At 59.5% G+C, this 14,692-nt stretch carries 12 protein-coding genes; 4 read left to right on the forward strand and 8 right to left on the reverse strand.

Translation table 11 applies throughout. The features are described from left to right. Positions 1–21 precede the first annotated feature (21 nt). Positions 22–261, forward strand: a complete 240-nt coding sequence (locus QD357_RS12560) for a tautomerase family protein (protein ID WP_107109174.1) — start codon at positions 22–24, stop codon at positions 259–261. A gap of 252 nt (positions 262–513) precedes the next feature. Further along, a complete protein-coding gene (locus QD357_RS12565; RefSeq protein WP_107109173.1) occupies positions 514–1,188 on the forward strand; it encodes a type 1 glutamine amidotransferase domain-containing protein in 675 nt (224 codons plus the stop codon). Positions 1,189–1,287: 99 nt separating this feature from the next. Here QD357_RS12565 and QD357_RS12570 read toward each other — a convergent pair whose 3' ends face one another. From QD357_RS12570 to QD357_RS12605, 8 genes are all read right to left on the reverse strand, one after another. After that, positions 1,288–3,624 (reverse strand): cellulose synthase, encoded by a 2,337-nt coding sequence (locus tag QD357_RS12570; protein ID WP_414124396.1) that lies wholly within the window; start codon positions 3,622–3,624, stop codon positions 1,288–1,290. Continuing rightward, complete coding sequence (locus QD357_RS12575; protein ID WP_414124397.1) at positions 3,615–4,664, reverse strand: glycosyl hydrolase family 8; 1,050 nt, start codon at positions 4,662–4,664, stop codon at positions 3,615–3,617. Before QD357_RS12575 ends, QD357_RS12570 begins: the two co-directional genes overlap by 10 nt. Further along, complete coding sequence (locus QD357_RS12580; protein WP_181316093.1) at positions 4,661–7,129, reverse strand: cellulose biosynthesis cyclic di-GMP-binding regulatory protein BcsB; 2,469 nt, start codon at positions 7,127–7,129, stop codon at positions 4,661–4,663. Before QD357_RS12580 ends, QD357_RS12575 begins: the two co-directional genes overlap by 4 nt. Beyond that, a complete protein-coding gene (gene bcsA, locus QD357_RS12585) occupies positions 7,129–9,318 on the reverse strand; it encodes a UDP-forming cellulose synthase catalytic subunit (RefSeq protein WP_107109171.1) in 2,190 nt (729 codons plus the stop codon). Before bcsA ends, QD357_RS12580 begins: the two co-directional genes overlap by 1 nt. Before the next feature lie 57 nt (positions 9,319–9,375). Then, positions 9,376–10,368, reverse strand: a complete 993-nt coding sequence (gene bcsN / locus QD357_RS12590) for a cellulose biosynthesis protein BcsN (RefSeq protein WP_107109170.1) — start codon at positions 10,366–10,368, stop codon at positions 9,376–9,378. Positions 10,369–10,887: 519 nt separating this feature from the next. Beyond that, complete coding sequence (locus QD357_RS12595) at positions 10,888–11,148, reverse strand: DUF2312 domain-containing protein (RefSeq protein ID WP_064683289.1); 261 nt, start codon at positions 11,146–11,148, stop codon at positions 10,888–10,890. A gap of 99 nt (positions 11,149–11,247) precedes the next feature. Continuing rightward, positions 11,248–11,553, reverse strand: coding sequence for a DUF1244 domain-containing protein (locus QD357_RS12600; RefSeq protein ID WP_107109169.1), 306 nt, complete (start codon positions 11,551–11,553; stop codon positions 11,248–11,250). A 10-nt stretch (positions 11,554–11,563) separates the two neighbouring features. Next, positions 11,564–12,361, reverse strand: a complete 798-nt coding sequence (locus tag QD357_RS12605) for an N-formylglutamate amidohydrolase (RefSeq protein ID WP_414124398.1) — start codon at positions 12,359–12,361, stop codon at positions 11,564–11,566. A gap of 205 nt (positions 12,362–12,566) precedes the next feature. Here QD357_RS12605 and QD357_RS12610 point away from each other — a divergent pair, with 205 nt between their 5' ends. Next, a complete protein-coding gene (locus tag QD357_RS12610) occupies positions 12,567–13,055 on the forward strand; it encodes a DUF1036 domain-containing protein (protein ID WP_028752900.1) in 489 nt (162 codons plus the stop codon). After that, positions 13,055–14,494 carry a pyruvate kinase gene (gene pyk, locus QD357_RS12615; protein ID WP_414124399.1) on the forward strand — a complete coding sequence of 480 codons (1,440 nt, stop codon included), beginning with the start codon at positions 13,055–13,057 and terminating at the stop codon, positions 14,492–14,494. The genes QD357_RS12610 and pyk overlap by 1 nt, the downstream gene beginning before the upstream one ends. Positions 14,495–14,692: the final 198 nt, after the last annotated feature.

The following is a 14,692-nucleotide window of genomic DNA, read 5'->3' on the forward strand; positions in this document are numbered from 1 at the left end:
AAGTCTTGAAAGGAGACTGTCATGCCGATCGTTACCGTACAGGTTACCCGTGAAGGAACGACTCCCGACCGCAACTCGGTCACGGCAGAAGAGAAGGCTGCCATCATCGCCGGCGTCAGCCAGGTGTTGCTCGATGTACTGAACAAGCCTCTGGAATCCACCTACGTCGTGATCGAGGAGGTGGATCTGGACAATTGGGGCTGGGGTGGCCTTCCGACGGTGCAATATCGAAAGCAGCGCGCCGCAGCGGCAAAAACCTGAGCGGCAGGCCTCCGTCGCTGACGGCAACCACTGTTGAGATGGCGGGCGATGCTCTCTGCGTCGTCGCTCACAGAACACTTGCCAGGGTTTGGTCATCATCGTAGCTTTGGGCGCCAAATCTGTTCGCAGCCGCATAATTACGCATTGTCCCAAGCATCTATCGCTGTCGACGTATGGAACCGACGCGCTTATTGCATGCTTTCGCACGCCGACAGACAGATATCCGGTAAATCTAAATCAGGAGTACTGCTGATGAGCAAGATATTGATTGTGCTGACCTCCCATGACCAGCTTGGCAATACAGGAAGAAAGACCGGCTTTTGGCTGGAAGAGTTCGCGGCCCCTTATTACGTCTTCAAAGACGCCGGGGCGCAGATCACGGTCGCATCCCCCAAGGGTGGGCAGCCACCGATCGATCCGAAGAGCGATGAGCCCGAAAATCAAACGCCGGCTATGACACGTTTCAAGTCCGACAAGGCCGCCCAAGCTGTGTTGGCGGACACCGTCAAGCTCGCGACCGTCAACGCTGCCGACTTCGACACGGTCTTTTATCCCGGCGGCCACGGCCCCATGTGGGATCTGGCGGAAGACAGGAAATCCATTTCCCTGATCGAGGATTTTTATAATTCGGGTAAGCCGGTTGCCGCCGTGTGCCACGCACCTGGAGTTCTCCGTCATGTGCAATATCAGGGGCAACCCTTGGTCAAAGGCAAGCGCGTCACAGGGTTTACGAATAGCGAGGAGGAGGCAGTCCATTTGACCTCCGTTGTTCCTTTCCTCGTGGAAGATGAGCTGAAACGCCTTGGCGGCACATACGAGAAGGTTGCTGACTGGCAAAGCTTTGCCATCACGGACGGCCGATTGGTAACTGGCCAAAACCCGGCATCCTCCACGGCTGCCGCCCAGGCGCTGTTGAAGCTGCTTTGACGACGGACTGAACCAACGATGTGACCCGGAAGGGTTCGGCTTTTCACGGAAACGTGCCGAACCCTTTTGTCGTTCAATTGCTGAACTTGGATCGCAAAATCAGTCGCTGGGATCGGGATGCCTGGCGAGTCTCAGATCGACAAGGCCGCGATTTCCGTCTTTGTTGCCGGTTGCGGCGACAGCGTTGAATATCCGCTCGGCATCATCGTACATTTTGAGATTGAGATAGCAGTAGCCACGCAGAACCATCAGATCGATGCGTTCCTGCTGCAGTTGCGCCCGTTGATCGAGATAGATCAGGGTTTCCTGATAGCGTTTGGCCGAGAATGAGGTCAGCGCGCGATCGGCCAGGATGGCGACCTGCAACTCGGCGGCACGCTGGCGGCTGAGAGGAGCCTTGGCCGCAGCAACAGCCGCATTGTTCGCAAGCCCCGCGCGCAGGTAGGCGAGGCTTTGCCCGTAGGCTGCGTCTTCGCGCGCCTTGCCGGGAGGGCCGTTCAAAGCGACTTCGAAGGCTTCGATCGCTTCCATAGGACGGTTGAGGTCCATGAGGCACCAACCGCGGGAGACAGCTTCCGCGGGATTGAGGCGCTGGGCGCTGATCGTCGTGGAGCAACCCCGCGCTTCGCGCGGGCCTCGCCGAACCGTCGCAACTTGTGTCTGAGGCTCGCTATATCCCAAACGTGCAGTGGTGCGCTGCCGCGTGCCGACATTGGCCTCGGCTGGCGCCGGTGAGGTCGTGAGTGGTGGCAAGCTGGTMGGAGCCACCACCGTTTGCGGTATCGCCTGATTTGGCGAAGGCAGCGGTGCAGCGCCGATCTGGGCTTGAGGCGTGACCTCGCCGAGCCTGGCGATACGCTCCGAACGACCCGCCCATAGCCGTTGAATTTCAGCGACGCCCTGCCGGTCATTCAACTGATTGCGGGTGATGACCAGGCCGTAGGCGGAGGGTTCATCGTCAGGTTTCCAGCGCAACGCCGTTTCGAACCAGCGGGCTGCAGTTTGCGGCTGGTTTAGCGAGCGGGCATACCAGCCGAATTCCTGAGCGGTCGGCACGTATTTTTGCTCGATGACTTCGGCTGCCATACGGCCGAGCACGTCTTCGCTGAGACTGACTGGCGGCTGCAGCGCCATCACATTGGCTGTGGCAGCAAGATAGGTTGCCGTCGCATCCTTGGACTCGTTACGCCACCTGTACATGACATCCTCAGCTTCCTGAGCCTTGTGATCGGCGATCAGGATCAGGGCCAACCCCTGCGAGGCGGAAGCGGAATCGTCCTTGCTACGGGCTGCGCGGAACCACTTTTCCGCTTGGTCGTGGTTCTCACGGCGCAGATTATACCAGCCAAGGAGCAAGGCATCAGACGCGAGACCCTGGGTCTCCGCCGCGTGTTCGACTTGAGACAGATACTCCGGTGCGACCGACAGTTTCGGATCATCATTGCCCTCGGCGACGAAGCGCCGTGCAAGGTCTGTGCGGATGCTGTCGAATTCCCGGCCGCCATTGCCGTCGGCTTTCTCCAGGGCAAGAAGATCTTGCATGGGTTGGTAGGACAGCAGCGCCGACGCCTTTTGTACGGTTGCGAGCCTCTCCTGGGGATTGACGCAATTCTTCAGGATGTAGACGTAAGCATCCTCGCCGCGGGCCGTGCGATTGGTCCTGATGAAGGCCTCCGCGACCCGCCACAGAATGTCGATATCACTGCAGGTGAGCAGACTCGGCGTGTTGGCGCCGATGTCGACCACGGTTGCATATTGTTTGAGATCGGATGCGTTGACCAGACGCGCGCGCGCTTCGGCAACATCGAGACGTTCCAGCAGGTCGGCAGGCGGTTGCCATGCGGTTTCCGCCGCCTGGCGATCCGCGATGGCCTTGCGCAGTTCGGCGTAGCGGCCTTCGGAATAGAGCTGCCACATGGCTTCGAGCTGCTTGTCGCTGTTTTGCGGGACGGCCAGCGGATCGGCGGGGGGGACCCAATCCGGATAAAGTGCTTGAAGGCGGGAAATTTCGGCCTGAAGTCTGGCCTTATCGCCACGGCTTGCGAAATAGCGAAGTGCGCTCTCGTCGACTTTCGGCGGCGGTGCGGGCTGCGGCGTGGTCGATTGAGGCGCTGCCTGGGCGACGGCGTCCGATGTGTCCGGCGCCGCCTGGGCAGTGGCTGGAGTGTCTGACGTCGCTTGGACGGCGGCCGGTGTGGTGTCTGATAGAACTGCGGAAGGTGCCGCCGCTTGGATGCGGTCGGCGACGGTTTTCATGTCAACCGGTGGCGAGTTGAAGGCGACATCGACTGGCTTGATGCTTCCTGTCTGGGTGATCTGGTTTTGCGCGGCCAGTCCCAATCCCTCTTCGAGGTTGTCACGGTTTTTCATCGCGATGATAAGCCCTGCCACCGCGACTGCCACCGAAACCGTAAGTAGGGAGGATTTTATAAACACTCCGGATGTTTCTCCTCAACGAAAGCCAGGCCCAACAATTGAAGGGTCGACGGATAGTAGAGTGACGGCGCGAATTGCCGAACCGAAGCGGGCAGCTTCGCCCCGCTTGTTACACACGCCACAACATCGTTAACAATTCTATAACCTGGGTCCGTAAGTGGCTGTTTTGGCTTGCCGGTTTCCAGATCGATCGTGGCCGGCTCATCGCCTTCGACCGTCATACCCGCCTGCAGCCGCGTCAACAGCGCCTTGTCGGAAATTCCCGCCCGCGCGAGGTAAAGCGGGATGCGAATCGCATTGTAACCGAATTCGGCGTCGAAACCTTCAGCCGGTCTAGGCTTGCTACGCAGGCTCACCCAGTCCGCCGGCAATTTTCGTGGTCCCAACTGCGTCGACCGCAGCAGGGCCAGGCCGTCATCCGTCAGCTTTTGCCATTCATCGGAAGGCGCCAGCAGCGCCATGACGGGAATGGCTTCATAGACCCAGTAGGAGGGATTGACGACGGGGCCGTCTTCCCGTTCAGCGGCTCCATAGCCTTTGATACCAGGGAGCAGCAGCGTCTGTCCGCCGGCGTGAATGATGGCATGCGAAAGCAGCGCGTGCGCTATCGTCACCGCCGCCTCCAAATAGTCTTTCTTGTTCCATGCCGATCCCGCCAGCGCCAGGGCGTAAGCGATCAGCATGTCGCCATCGGAAGCATTGTTCGTATCCGTCACATGCGGAGTGACAGCCGGGTCCCATTTCCAGGCGGCGAGACCATCGTCGCGCAGCAGCAGCTCGGTTCGCGTGAAATACCATATCTGTTCGAAATCGGCGGGGCTGTTCGAAAGATAAGCGAGCAACAGACCATAGCCCTGTCCTTCGCTGTGGCTGATATTGTCATTTCCATTGTCGACGATGCGGCCGCTGGTATCGAGGAATTTCGCCTTGTAGGCAGCCCAGGCCTCAGGCGCGATTGCAGCGTGTTGCGCAGCAACTGGCTGGCACATCGTCGTAAGCGCGACGCCACCGGCAATGAGCATGGTGCGCCAGCGCGTCATGCGCGCCTGCCGATCTTCGCGAGAATTCCCGACGTCGCAACGCCGATCAGCAGGAAGAGGATGACGAGCAGGAATGCATAGGACAGAATGTTGGTCGAAAGCCAGTTTGCCGCAATCAGACGGTAGTTGGTGATCGACCAGGGTTGCGTCATGACGAAGTCGAAGCGGCTGACGGGGACCGTGTCGACCTTTCCGGTCTTGCTGGAATAGACGGTGATATGACCGGCAATCTTCGGCCAATCGACCTGGGATGTCATGGCTTCGGTCCCGGCTCGAAGGTCCTTTGCCGAGGGCGCGGTGACGATCGTCCAGGAGGAATCGCCTGTGGCGCTCGCTCCCTGAGCGATCATGAAGCTGTTGACATTCGAGGGCGTGAAGACGTGCTCCGCACCGGGCATGAACTGCAGCGAACTCAGCGAGATATCGAAATTACGGCGCATCCAATCCTGGAATCGCGATATCTGCTGCTGCAGCATGCCGCCGCCAATTCTCGAGCGCCACTCGTCGAATGTGACTGCGGTTTCCGGTTGGCCACCTTGCCCTGATGTGACGGGGCGCCAGGATGCCTGGCTGGTGGTCGCGATGTTCATCTGCGACAGGGTGGTCGTCGGCATCTCCGAAATCGAGCCTATGAAGATCGCGTCGCGGTTTCCGACGCCGCTCGGGGAGGCGATAAGATCCACATCGATGGGATGCCCGCCGACGACTGCCATCTGTCCCAGCAATGTTGCCGTTGCAGATAAGGTGTCGGTATCGGTACGGTCGATGAAGAGGGCCGCCGGCACGAGGCCACGGTTATATGGGTAGCTCGTGCCTGCCAGTGCTGCGAGGTTCGGACGTTGGGCGACCCTGGCGAAGTCCGGCATATGAAATTGGCTCGTATCGAACAGTGCGAAACGAGGCGTTGTGATGGAGGTCGTGCCGGGCATGCACGCCTGGTCTTCGTTGGTCTGCAACATCGCTTCCAGCGTCACGGTGTTGAGACCGGGTTTGAAGTGACGCATCGTCACGCGGATGGGCAGGTGCCTGAAAATGCCGCCACCGGTCGCGGTAATCGGCTTCGTCGTGGCAATGCTGCCATTGACATAGACGTCGATATGGCTCCCCGGCAGAACGTTTCTCGCATAGGCGGCATCAAGAAGGATGGTCGCCTCGCCATAGGCGTTGGCATAGAAGTCCGAGGGGATTGCCACATTGAAGCTGGTATGGAAGCGCCGCCCCGAAAATTCCGTCGTGTTGATACCCAATTGCGAGAATGAAAGGCTCGTATCCGAAAACAGGAATGGCGCGTCGGGCGCCGTCCAGCGCTGGGTTACCAGGATATCGCGACGGACGGTCGGGTCTCTGTCGGTCGGCGAGACGATGGTATCGATTGCACCGGAAACCGCCTGCCAGGATGGCCCGCTGACGAGAAGGATCGTGGAGCCCGTGCGCGGATCCTTGACGAAGGTTGCCAATGCGGCGGTTTGTGCTGCCGCGGGTGCCGAAAACAATGGTTGCAGCTCGGCCGGTGTCCCGACGAGTACCGTCATCTTTCCGGGACCKGGTGGGGGTAACGAGTCCGTACTGAAAGAGAAGGTTTCGTTCGGCATTCCGCTCAATAGCGAAAGGCCTTGAGCCAGCCGCAGCAGCGGTTTTGTGGTGCCCGGTTGCGCCAGAGCCGGCACGACGAGGTTGAATTCGGTCTTGCCGGCACCATCGACACCGATTGCTCGGATCGCATCCGTGCTCGACAGTCTTTGTGCAGCCTGCTCGCCGAAGCTGAGATAGGTCTTTGCCGGATCGATGTCGGACCAAAGTTCGTAGGTCGACTGGATGTTGCAATCGGTGCGATGGCGCTGTGTCGCTTCGAACGTCACCAGATTGGCACCCGGCTGCAGCAGGCCGCGCGGGATGTCGAAGCTTATCGAAGAGGCATTGTCCGGCGAGCCGATCTGCTGCTGGCCAATTGGGCGGTTGTTGAGAAAGATGGTCAGTTGCGAAGCCTCGGGGGCAACGACGACCGCATTCTGATAGGCGAAATTGAACTTGGCAGGGGCGGCGGCCTGTTCGGGCGTGAGGTAGATCGACCAGGATTTCCGATCATATTCACCTTCCAGCCGAAAGTTTGCGAAGGGCACCACATATCGCCGGAAGTCAGCGGCCGCGGGCGTTGCGGCCGCCTGTTTTACGGCTGGAATGGTTTGCGCCGGTACGACGGGCGTGGCCGCTTGCGGCACGACTGCCTGCGGCGTGCTTGTTTGGGGGGCGGCCGGTTGCGGGGTCACTGCTTGCGGAGCGGCCACCTTGGGAGTCGTCACCTGCGGCGTGGTCGTTTGCGGCGCAGTTGCCCGCGGAATCACTGTTTCCGGCACGATCGGCTTTGCACCTTTCGGCCGTTCGCCGGACATGTCGAAGGGCGCCGTCTGGGCGTGGACGATCGTGGCGCCAAGCAGGAAAATCAGCGCTGAAAGGACGCTTTTCATCAATTGCCAGCCTTTGCGCCTTGCTGCTCCGCCTCGCCTTCGGATCGCATGCTTCGGAAAAGATAAAGCAGACCGCGGCTTGTCTGATAAAGCGACAGGCCCAGAAACCAGATCGTCCCGCGAATGATGCCGGGATTGCGACGGCGCGCCACCTGGAACTGCGTCCATTGATCGGAGTTTGCAAACACCAGATCGGCAATCAGGCGATGATCCAGGGCACCTTTCGGAACATATTGGCAGCCGATTGTCGTTATCTCACCGGTTCGCTGAACGTTGCGGACGATGACTGGCAGCGTTTCCATTTCTGCGCCGCTATAGGGCTGAAAACGGAGCACTCCCTCCGTGCCCGCGATGACCGGATCAAGCTCCTTGTTGAAGACGTTCAGCCGTGCGCCGTGAACGGAAACGTCTTCGATCGAGGCGGAATACCATTTGCCGTTGACGCCGAATTCGCTGCGACGATTGACCCTGACGCGGCGCGAGGAGGATCGCTCGCCACGCTCCGAGACAACGCCAAGGGCACAGCCGGACAAGATCAGGTTGATCATATTCCAGCCGCCGACGACCAGCGTCACGTCTGCCTTATAGGGTTCGGCATAGATGCGGTATATTGTTACCGCAACCGCGATGATCTGCACGGCGAAAATCACGAAGAAAGGACGACTGATTTCCGAGAGGCGGCTGGTCGAGATCGATTCATCCTTGGCCGTGACCTTGAAAGTCGGCTTTCGGGGATTGAGCATGACCGAGACGACGGCGGGCAGCAAATGCACCGTCTGAACATATTCATAGAGTTCCGAAATCCACGGCCAGCGGAAGGAACCGTAGAGATAGTTCTGCATCATGAGGTTCACGAGCATATAGGCAAGCGTATAGGCCAGGAATTCGCCACCCGACGCCGTGAAGATTTCGAGATCGAAGAAAAGATAGAAGAGGGGCGCGAACAGGAAAATCGTGCGCGGAAAGGGAAAGAGCCAGAAGAGCGTGGAGGACATGTAGCAAAGACGTTGCGGCAGCGAGAGGCCGCGCTTCAGCAGCGGGAAGCGGAAGCGAAGGATTTGCATCATACCCTGCGCCCAGCGGCTGCGCTGGCCGATGAAGCTCGCAAAGGTCGCGGGCTGCAAACCGGCAATAAGCGGCTTGTCGACATAGATGCTGTTCCAGCCGCTGCCATGAAGGGCCAATGCCGTTTCGCAGTCTTCGGTGATGCTGATCCCGCTGAAGCCGTTTTGGGATTCCAGCGCAGCGCGGCTCAATACAGCCGCCGAACCGCAAAAGAAGGCCGCATTCCACTTGTCCAGGCCACGCTGAATGATGCCGTAGAACATCTCGTTCTCGCTCGGCATGTTGTCGAAAGTCCGCAGATTGCGCTCCAGCGGATCGGGATTGATGAAGAAATGTGGTGTCTGGACGAGAAAGAGCTTCGGATCGTCCTCGAAATAACCGACGGTTTCGAGCAGGAAATCGCGGGCCGGCGCATGGTCGGCATCGAAAACGGCGATCAGGTCGCCTTTCGAATGCTTCAAACCATTGTTGAGATTGCCGGCCTTGGCATGCTCGTTGCGATCACGGGTCAGATATTCGACATCGAGATCTTCGCAAAGCTGTTTGAGTTCGTCGTGGCGCGCCATTGCTGTCTGCGCTTCCAAAAGCTTGGTGGAATTGCGCTTCTGCAAAGTGCCGCCGTCGTCGAGCAGCCAAACCTTGAGCTTGTCGGCCGGATAGTCCATCGCCTTGGCGGACGCGAGTGTGTTGGCGAGAAGCTTCGTGTCTTCGTTATAGGACGGAACGAAAACGTCGACGGATGGATATTGCTGCACCTTCGATGCGCAGCCGACGCGCGGGGGCAAGGGCGTCGCAACAATGAAAAGGCTGAGCATCAGCATGGCGACGTTGTAGGTTTCTGCAAGATAGAGCAGCAGGCCAGGAATGAAGTTTTCCGGCTGATTGATGGGCGGGAGCGTGTTGGTCGTGCGCCAGTAGACGTAGCGCAAGACGATCGATGTACCGAAAGCGAGCGCGATCAGCCGCCATGTTCCTTGCGCCTTAAGGACCTTGATGACAGCCATGAAGGTAACGACCGCGGTGCTCGCGATGAGCTGCGTCTGTAGATTGACCGGCAAGGTGATCAGGACGATTCCGCACAGCGAAACCACCATCCACATCAAAATGCTTCGCGCTGTTTGCATCGACGTCCCTTTAATGGCGCTGAGCCGAGCGCCTGTCGGCGCTTCCAGGTTATTTCATTATCTCCGGCAGGCAGCGGTCGTGGCCGCGTCGCCGATACAGTCTGGCGACGGTACGATCGTACCGCTGGGGGCCGTCATCCTTGGCTGAACCTGCCCCGGTATCGGTGCCGGCACGGTTGTGACACCTGTCTGGGGCACACTGCCTTGCGGATCGGGCAATGGCACGCGAGGACCGACTACCTGAGGTACAGCCACGGTGGCAGCGGCTGGCGGCTGGACCGTGGTCTGGCGCCTGACAATTGCGGGGCGAACGACAACGGGGCGCGGTTCGTAGCCGATGGGCGTCCCTCCATTGCGGTAGCCGCCTGGGTCCGGATAAATCGGATCGCCAGGGTGACCGAGCAAAGTTTCGGCTCCTCGCGGGGCACCGTAGGGGTTCAAGGCCTCACCTTCGAAACCGCCGGCGATCGTGTAGCCGTAGACGGTGCTCAGAAGTTGCCGCTCGTTTGCTTGCGCATCGCAGAGCCGGAGCCTGACCTGGACCATGCTGAAATTGCGCTGTTCCACCGGCACGGAACGACCTGCGCGGATTTGCTGCCAGGCATAAATGCAGGTGTCGCCCGCCCGGCTCTGACCCGAGGCATAACCGAAGGGGCCGTAGATGTTTTGCACGAAGGTTGCGGAGCGAGCGAGCCGAACGCCTGGTATCGTCGCCGCCATCTCACTGGCGATCGCACCGTCACTGATCATTTTATAAGGTGTGCTGCCCAGTCCCGGGTTCGAGCCAGTCACGCCGAGAAACTGTACCTTGAGGAAGTTCTGACCGGCAACGGACGATGAGGTGGAGAGCGAAATCGTCTGCTCCACATCGTCCTTGTGCTGGCGTTCGACCACGCTGACGATGGCAGGGCCGCCGGGCGGCGGGAATGCCAGTGCTTTCTCATTGGGGAGTGTTTCTGCACCAGCCGATTGCCGTACCCCGCCCGTTGTCGTGCAACTGGTCGCCAAACCGGCCAATGTTACGAGCGCTGCTATTTTGACTAAGTGCATCTTTGGGATCGCGGCAATCGTTTATCGTTATATTCATGGGCAAATTACGCGACGCATTTTGAAATCAAGCCCCGGGCATCGATATTTAGCATAAACGCAATTATGGTTAACTAACAATTAACAGCGATAGAAATAGGCAAATCCGGAAACCGGAAACGACGGTTTCCCCCCTTGTTTCCGGCGTTCATCGAACTATTGCCCAAGCTGATCGACTCTAGGTGGTTTTTCGTCCTGCAATCTCACAATTTATCGATTACTCGACATGTCGTTCCGATGACCGGCGCCGTTGGAGTGAGGCGGTCCGGTCGGAGCCAATCGATTATCAAATGGGAAAGTTTGCTCCTCGAGCGGCCGGCGCATTTCCGCCGAGGCGTGCGGTGAGCACGGTAGCGAGAGAACGTGGCTGCGAGGAAAATAGAGGATTCGAAGTTTCGCGGGGAGGTACGAAGCCTGGGCGTTATCGAACTGGCAAGAAGGTGTCAGGCGGCCTTTTGGAGTGACGGCCGCCCGAAGGGGTGACTATTCCATTCCGAGTGCGGCCATGTAGGTCTGAAGGATGGATTCTTCCTCGAGACGCTCATTGGCGTCCTTCTTGCGCAGCCGGATGATCGTCTTCATAGCCTTGGTGTCGTAGCCACGGCCTTTCGCTTCCCCGAACACATCCTTGATATCGTCTGCGATCGTCTGCTTTTCTTCTTCCAGCCGCTCGATGCGCTCGATGAACTGGCGGAGTTCCGCCGCCGCTACGTTGACGTCGCCAGTCGTGGCCACTTCTTCCATGTGTCATATCCTCTCTTGCGGCCTTGAGGCCTGAATTCGATGGGCCGTTGACCTGCCGTGAATGAAGCGCGAGGTCAAGTCGTCTCGATGGAAGTGGCCCTATTCCTTCGGCCTGTTCCGCTCAAAAGCGGCTTTTTGCACAGCGGAAGCCTCCGTTTGGTGCAGATTTTTCCAGTCCTCGTAGGGCATGCCGTAGACCATTTCGCGCGATTCGTCCTTGGTCACCGGCAGGCCCGCTTCTTCGGCCGCCTCGCGATACCAATTGGACAGACAGTTGCGGCAGAAACCGGCGAGGTTCATCAGGTCGATGTTCTGAACGTCGCTGCGTTCGCGCAGATGCGCGACAAGGCGACGGAAGGCGGCTGCCTCCAGCTCGGTCTGCTGTTCCTTGGTGAGCTCGGTCATCTCTATCTCCTCAAGCCTCGTCATACGGGCCGGTGCGCGACGGATAGCGCTTGTATTCGTGCAGCGCCGGGTCGTCGTTCATCGCTGAAAAGATCGGTGCCAGCCGCTCGGCCCATTCGCTGATGCCGGCCTCGTCGCCGATCAGATCCTGACGGACTTCCAGCAGCGCATGCGGAATGCCCTTGACCATGCAATGGCGGTACATGGTGTCGTTTCTCAGCGCCCCGTCATAGGGTTCGTTGTCGCCTACAACGAGATTGGTGTCGGCGCCGAGCTTTGCAAGAAGCGGCAGCACGGCGCGCTCGTCGCTGTCCCAAAGCACGCTTGCATGCCATGGGCGGGGGACGCCCTTCCAGGCCGGGGTGAAGGAGTGCAGCGACAGCACCAGCGGCGCCTTGCCCGTCGCCTCCGCGACCGATGCGATCGTTTCAGCCACAGCGCGGTGATAGGGCCGATGGAAAGCTTCGATGCGGTAATTCCACTCTTCCTCGGTGATCGGATGATTGCCTGGGATGATCGCCCCATCGGAAATCTTCATGATCAGGGTCGGGTCGTCTTCGCCGCGGTTCGGATMGATCAGCAGGCGGGAAAAGCCGCCCAGCACGGAGGGAACGCCGAGCCGCGCCGAAAGCTGGCGGCAAAGACCCTCTATGCCGATGTCATAGGCGATATGCCGCGAAAAGGCAGTTTCCGGCAGGCCGAGCCGCCCATAGCGTTCGGGGAGGTGCCGCATTGCATGATCCCCGAGGATGACCATGCCTTTGTCACGATTGCCGGATACGATCTCAAAAGATGTGAAGTCATTCATGTGGATTGTCGATTACCGCATTTTCTGCCCGTTGTTTGATTGCATGGGCGGGCGGAAGGTGCAAGGCTTGGCCTCTTCATCGGCGAGGTGCGGGCCTTAAGGGCGCCGCTACCATCCCGTGAAGAAAATATAATCGATTAGAGTTGCGTTGACATTCGTTGGATGGCAGCGCAAGAAGACGCAACAACGAATAACCGGGAGCCCATTGGAAGCCGTGTCCAGCCAAGTCGCGCCAAGTTTCGTTACGCGGTCAGGGCCGCTTGCCCGATTCGCATTTTTCATCCTTGCCGCCGCCGCGCCGTTTTTCTTCATGCCAAATGCAGCTCATGCCGATTTTCGCGTCTGCAACGGTACGCAGAATCTGGTGGGTGTGGCGATCGGCTATCGTGCGAAGGAAGGCTGGGTGACCGAGGGATGGTGGCAGGTTCCGGCCACCACTTGCGCCACTTTGATCGAAGGGCCGCTTCAGTCCCGCTATTATTACCTCTACGCAGAAGACGCAGCTCGCGGCGGCCGCTGGACGGGCGATATCGAAATGTGCGTGGCGGAAAATGAATTCAAAATCCCAGGCGTGAAAGATTGCTACGCGCGCGGTTACCAGAAAATGGGATTCAAGGAATACGACACGGGACGTCAGGCGAGTTGGATGGTTCAGCTCTCCGATACCCCGGGCAGCCAAGAAAGCCAGAATTGATGAAACGCAACCGAAAAGTCAAAATCCTAGCGACGCTCGGCCCGGCTTCCTCCGAAGAGGAGATGATCCAGAAGCTGCATGAGGCTGGTGCCGACCTGTTCCGCATCAACATGAGCCATGCCAGCCATGACCTGATGCGGACGCTCATCCAGCGCATCCGCGCAGTCGAGGCCCGCTGTGGTCGTCCGATCGGCATTCTCGCCGACTTGCAGGGTCCCAAGCTGCGTGTCGGTAAGTTTGCCCAGGGCAAGGTCGATCTCAAGCCCGGCCAGACCTTCACGCTCGACAACAGCGATACGCCCGGCGACAATACCCGTGTGTTCCTGCCGCATCCGGAAATCCTGGAGTCGGTCCAACCCGGCCATCGGCTGTTGATCGACGACGGCAAGCTCGCGCTTCGCGCTGAAAAGTGCGACGGCAAGAGCATTGTCACGACCGTCATTTCCGGCACGAAGATTTCCGACCGCAAGGGCGTCAGCCTGCCGGATACGCTGCTTGGCGTCGGCGCGCTGACCKACAAGGATCGTACCGACCTCGACGCCGTGCTCGCCACCAATGAAGTCGACTGGGTGGCGCTCTCCTTCATCCAGCGTCCGGAAGACCTGTCCGAAGTCCGCAAGATTTCGCGTGGCCGCGTCGGTCTGATGTCGAAGATCGAGAAGCCGCAGGCCGTCGAGCGCATCGAGGAAATCATCGAGCTTTCCGACGCGCTGATGGTCGCCCGCGGCGATCTTGGCGTCGAGATGCCGCTCGAAGCCGTTCCCGGCATCCAGAAGCAGTTGATTCGTGCCTGCCGCCGTTCCGGTAAGCCGGTCGTTGTCGCTACGCAGATGCTGGAATCGATGATCTCGGCGCCGGTTCCGACCCGTGCTGAAGTCTCCGACGTCGCGACCGCCGTTTTCGAGGGCGCTGACGCCGTCATGCTGTCGGCTGAGTCCGCTTCGGGCGACTATCCGGTCGAGGCTGTGTCGACAATGGCTTCGATCGCCAGCACAATCGAGCGCGAGCCGCACTATCCGGGCATCATCTACGCCCAGCGCGCGCAGCCGGAATCAACCGGCGCCGACGCCATCTMGCTCGCTGCCCGTCAGATTGCCGAGACGCTGAAGCTCGCCGCTATCGTCTGCTACACCTCGTCTGGCACGACCGGCCTGCGCGCCTCGCGTGAGCGCCCGCAGGTTCCGATCCTGGCGCTGTCGCCGATCATCCAGACGGCACGCCGCCTGTCGGTGGTCTGGGGCATGCACTGTGTCGTCACCCATGACGCCACGGACCTTGACGATATGGTCAACAATGCCTGCCGCATCGTCGCAGAAGAAGGCTTCGGCAAGCCCGGTGACCGCATCATCATCTCGGCCGGCGTGCCGCTCGGCACTCCCGGAGCGACCAACATGCTCCGTATCGCCTATATCGGCTCGGATGGCCAATCCGGCGTGTAATCGCCGGGTTTTAACTGATATCGAAGCCCGCTGCCTGAGAAAGGCGGCGGGCTTTTTGCGTTATCAGGGAGCAACCACGGCCGTTCCAACCCTCGTGTTGAAAAAGATAGCCCGACTACCGCCGTGAAATTGGCGGCGAATAACGCTGCCCAAAACCGCCTTTATCTGAGATAATTACCTGGGTAGGGTTGCGTCCGC

This window comes from Rhizobium sp. BR 317 (genome assembly GCF_047445835.1).
GTDB classification, from domain to species: Bacteria; Pseudomonadota; Alphaproteobacteria; order Rhizobiales; family Rhizobiaceae; genus Rhizobium; species Rhizobium paranaense.

Bases quoted from the DNA above. Each gene is read 5' to 3' on its own strand.
- QD357_RS12600 (WP_107109169.1), bottom strand. From the start codon at position 11,553: ATGACCGAGCTCACCAAGGAACAGCAGACCGAGCTGGAGGCAGCCGCC.
- QD357_RS12565 (WP_107109173.1), top strand. From the start codon at position 514: ATGAGCAAGATATTGATTGTGCTGACCTCCCATGACCAGCTTGGCAAT.
- bcsA (WP_107109171.1), bottom strand. From the start codon at position 9,318: ATGCAAACAGCGCGAAGCATTTTGATGTGGATGGTGGTTTCGCTGTGC.
- QD357_RS12560 (WP_107109174.1), top strand. From the start codon at position 22: ATGCCGATCGTTACCGTACAGGTTACCCGTGAAGGAACGACTCCCGAC.
- bcsN (WP_107109170.1), bottom strand. From the start codon at position 10,368: ATGCACTTAGTCAAAATAGCAGCGCTCGTAACATTGGCCGGTTTGGCG.
- QD357_RS12575 (WP_414124397.1), bottom strand. From the start codon at position 4,664: ATGACGCGCTGGCGCACCATGCTCATTGCCGGTGGCGTCGCGCTTACG.
- QD357_RS12595 (WP_064683289.1), bottom strand. From the start codon at position 11,148: ATGGAAGAAGTGGCCACGACTGGCGACGTCAACGTAGCGGCGGCGGAA.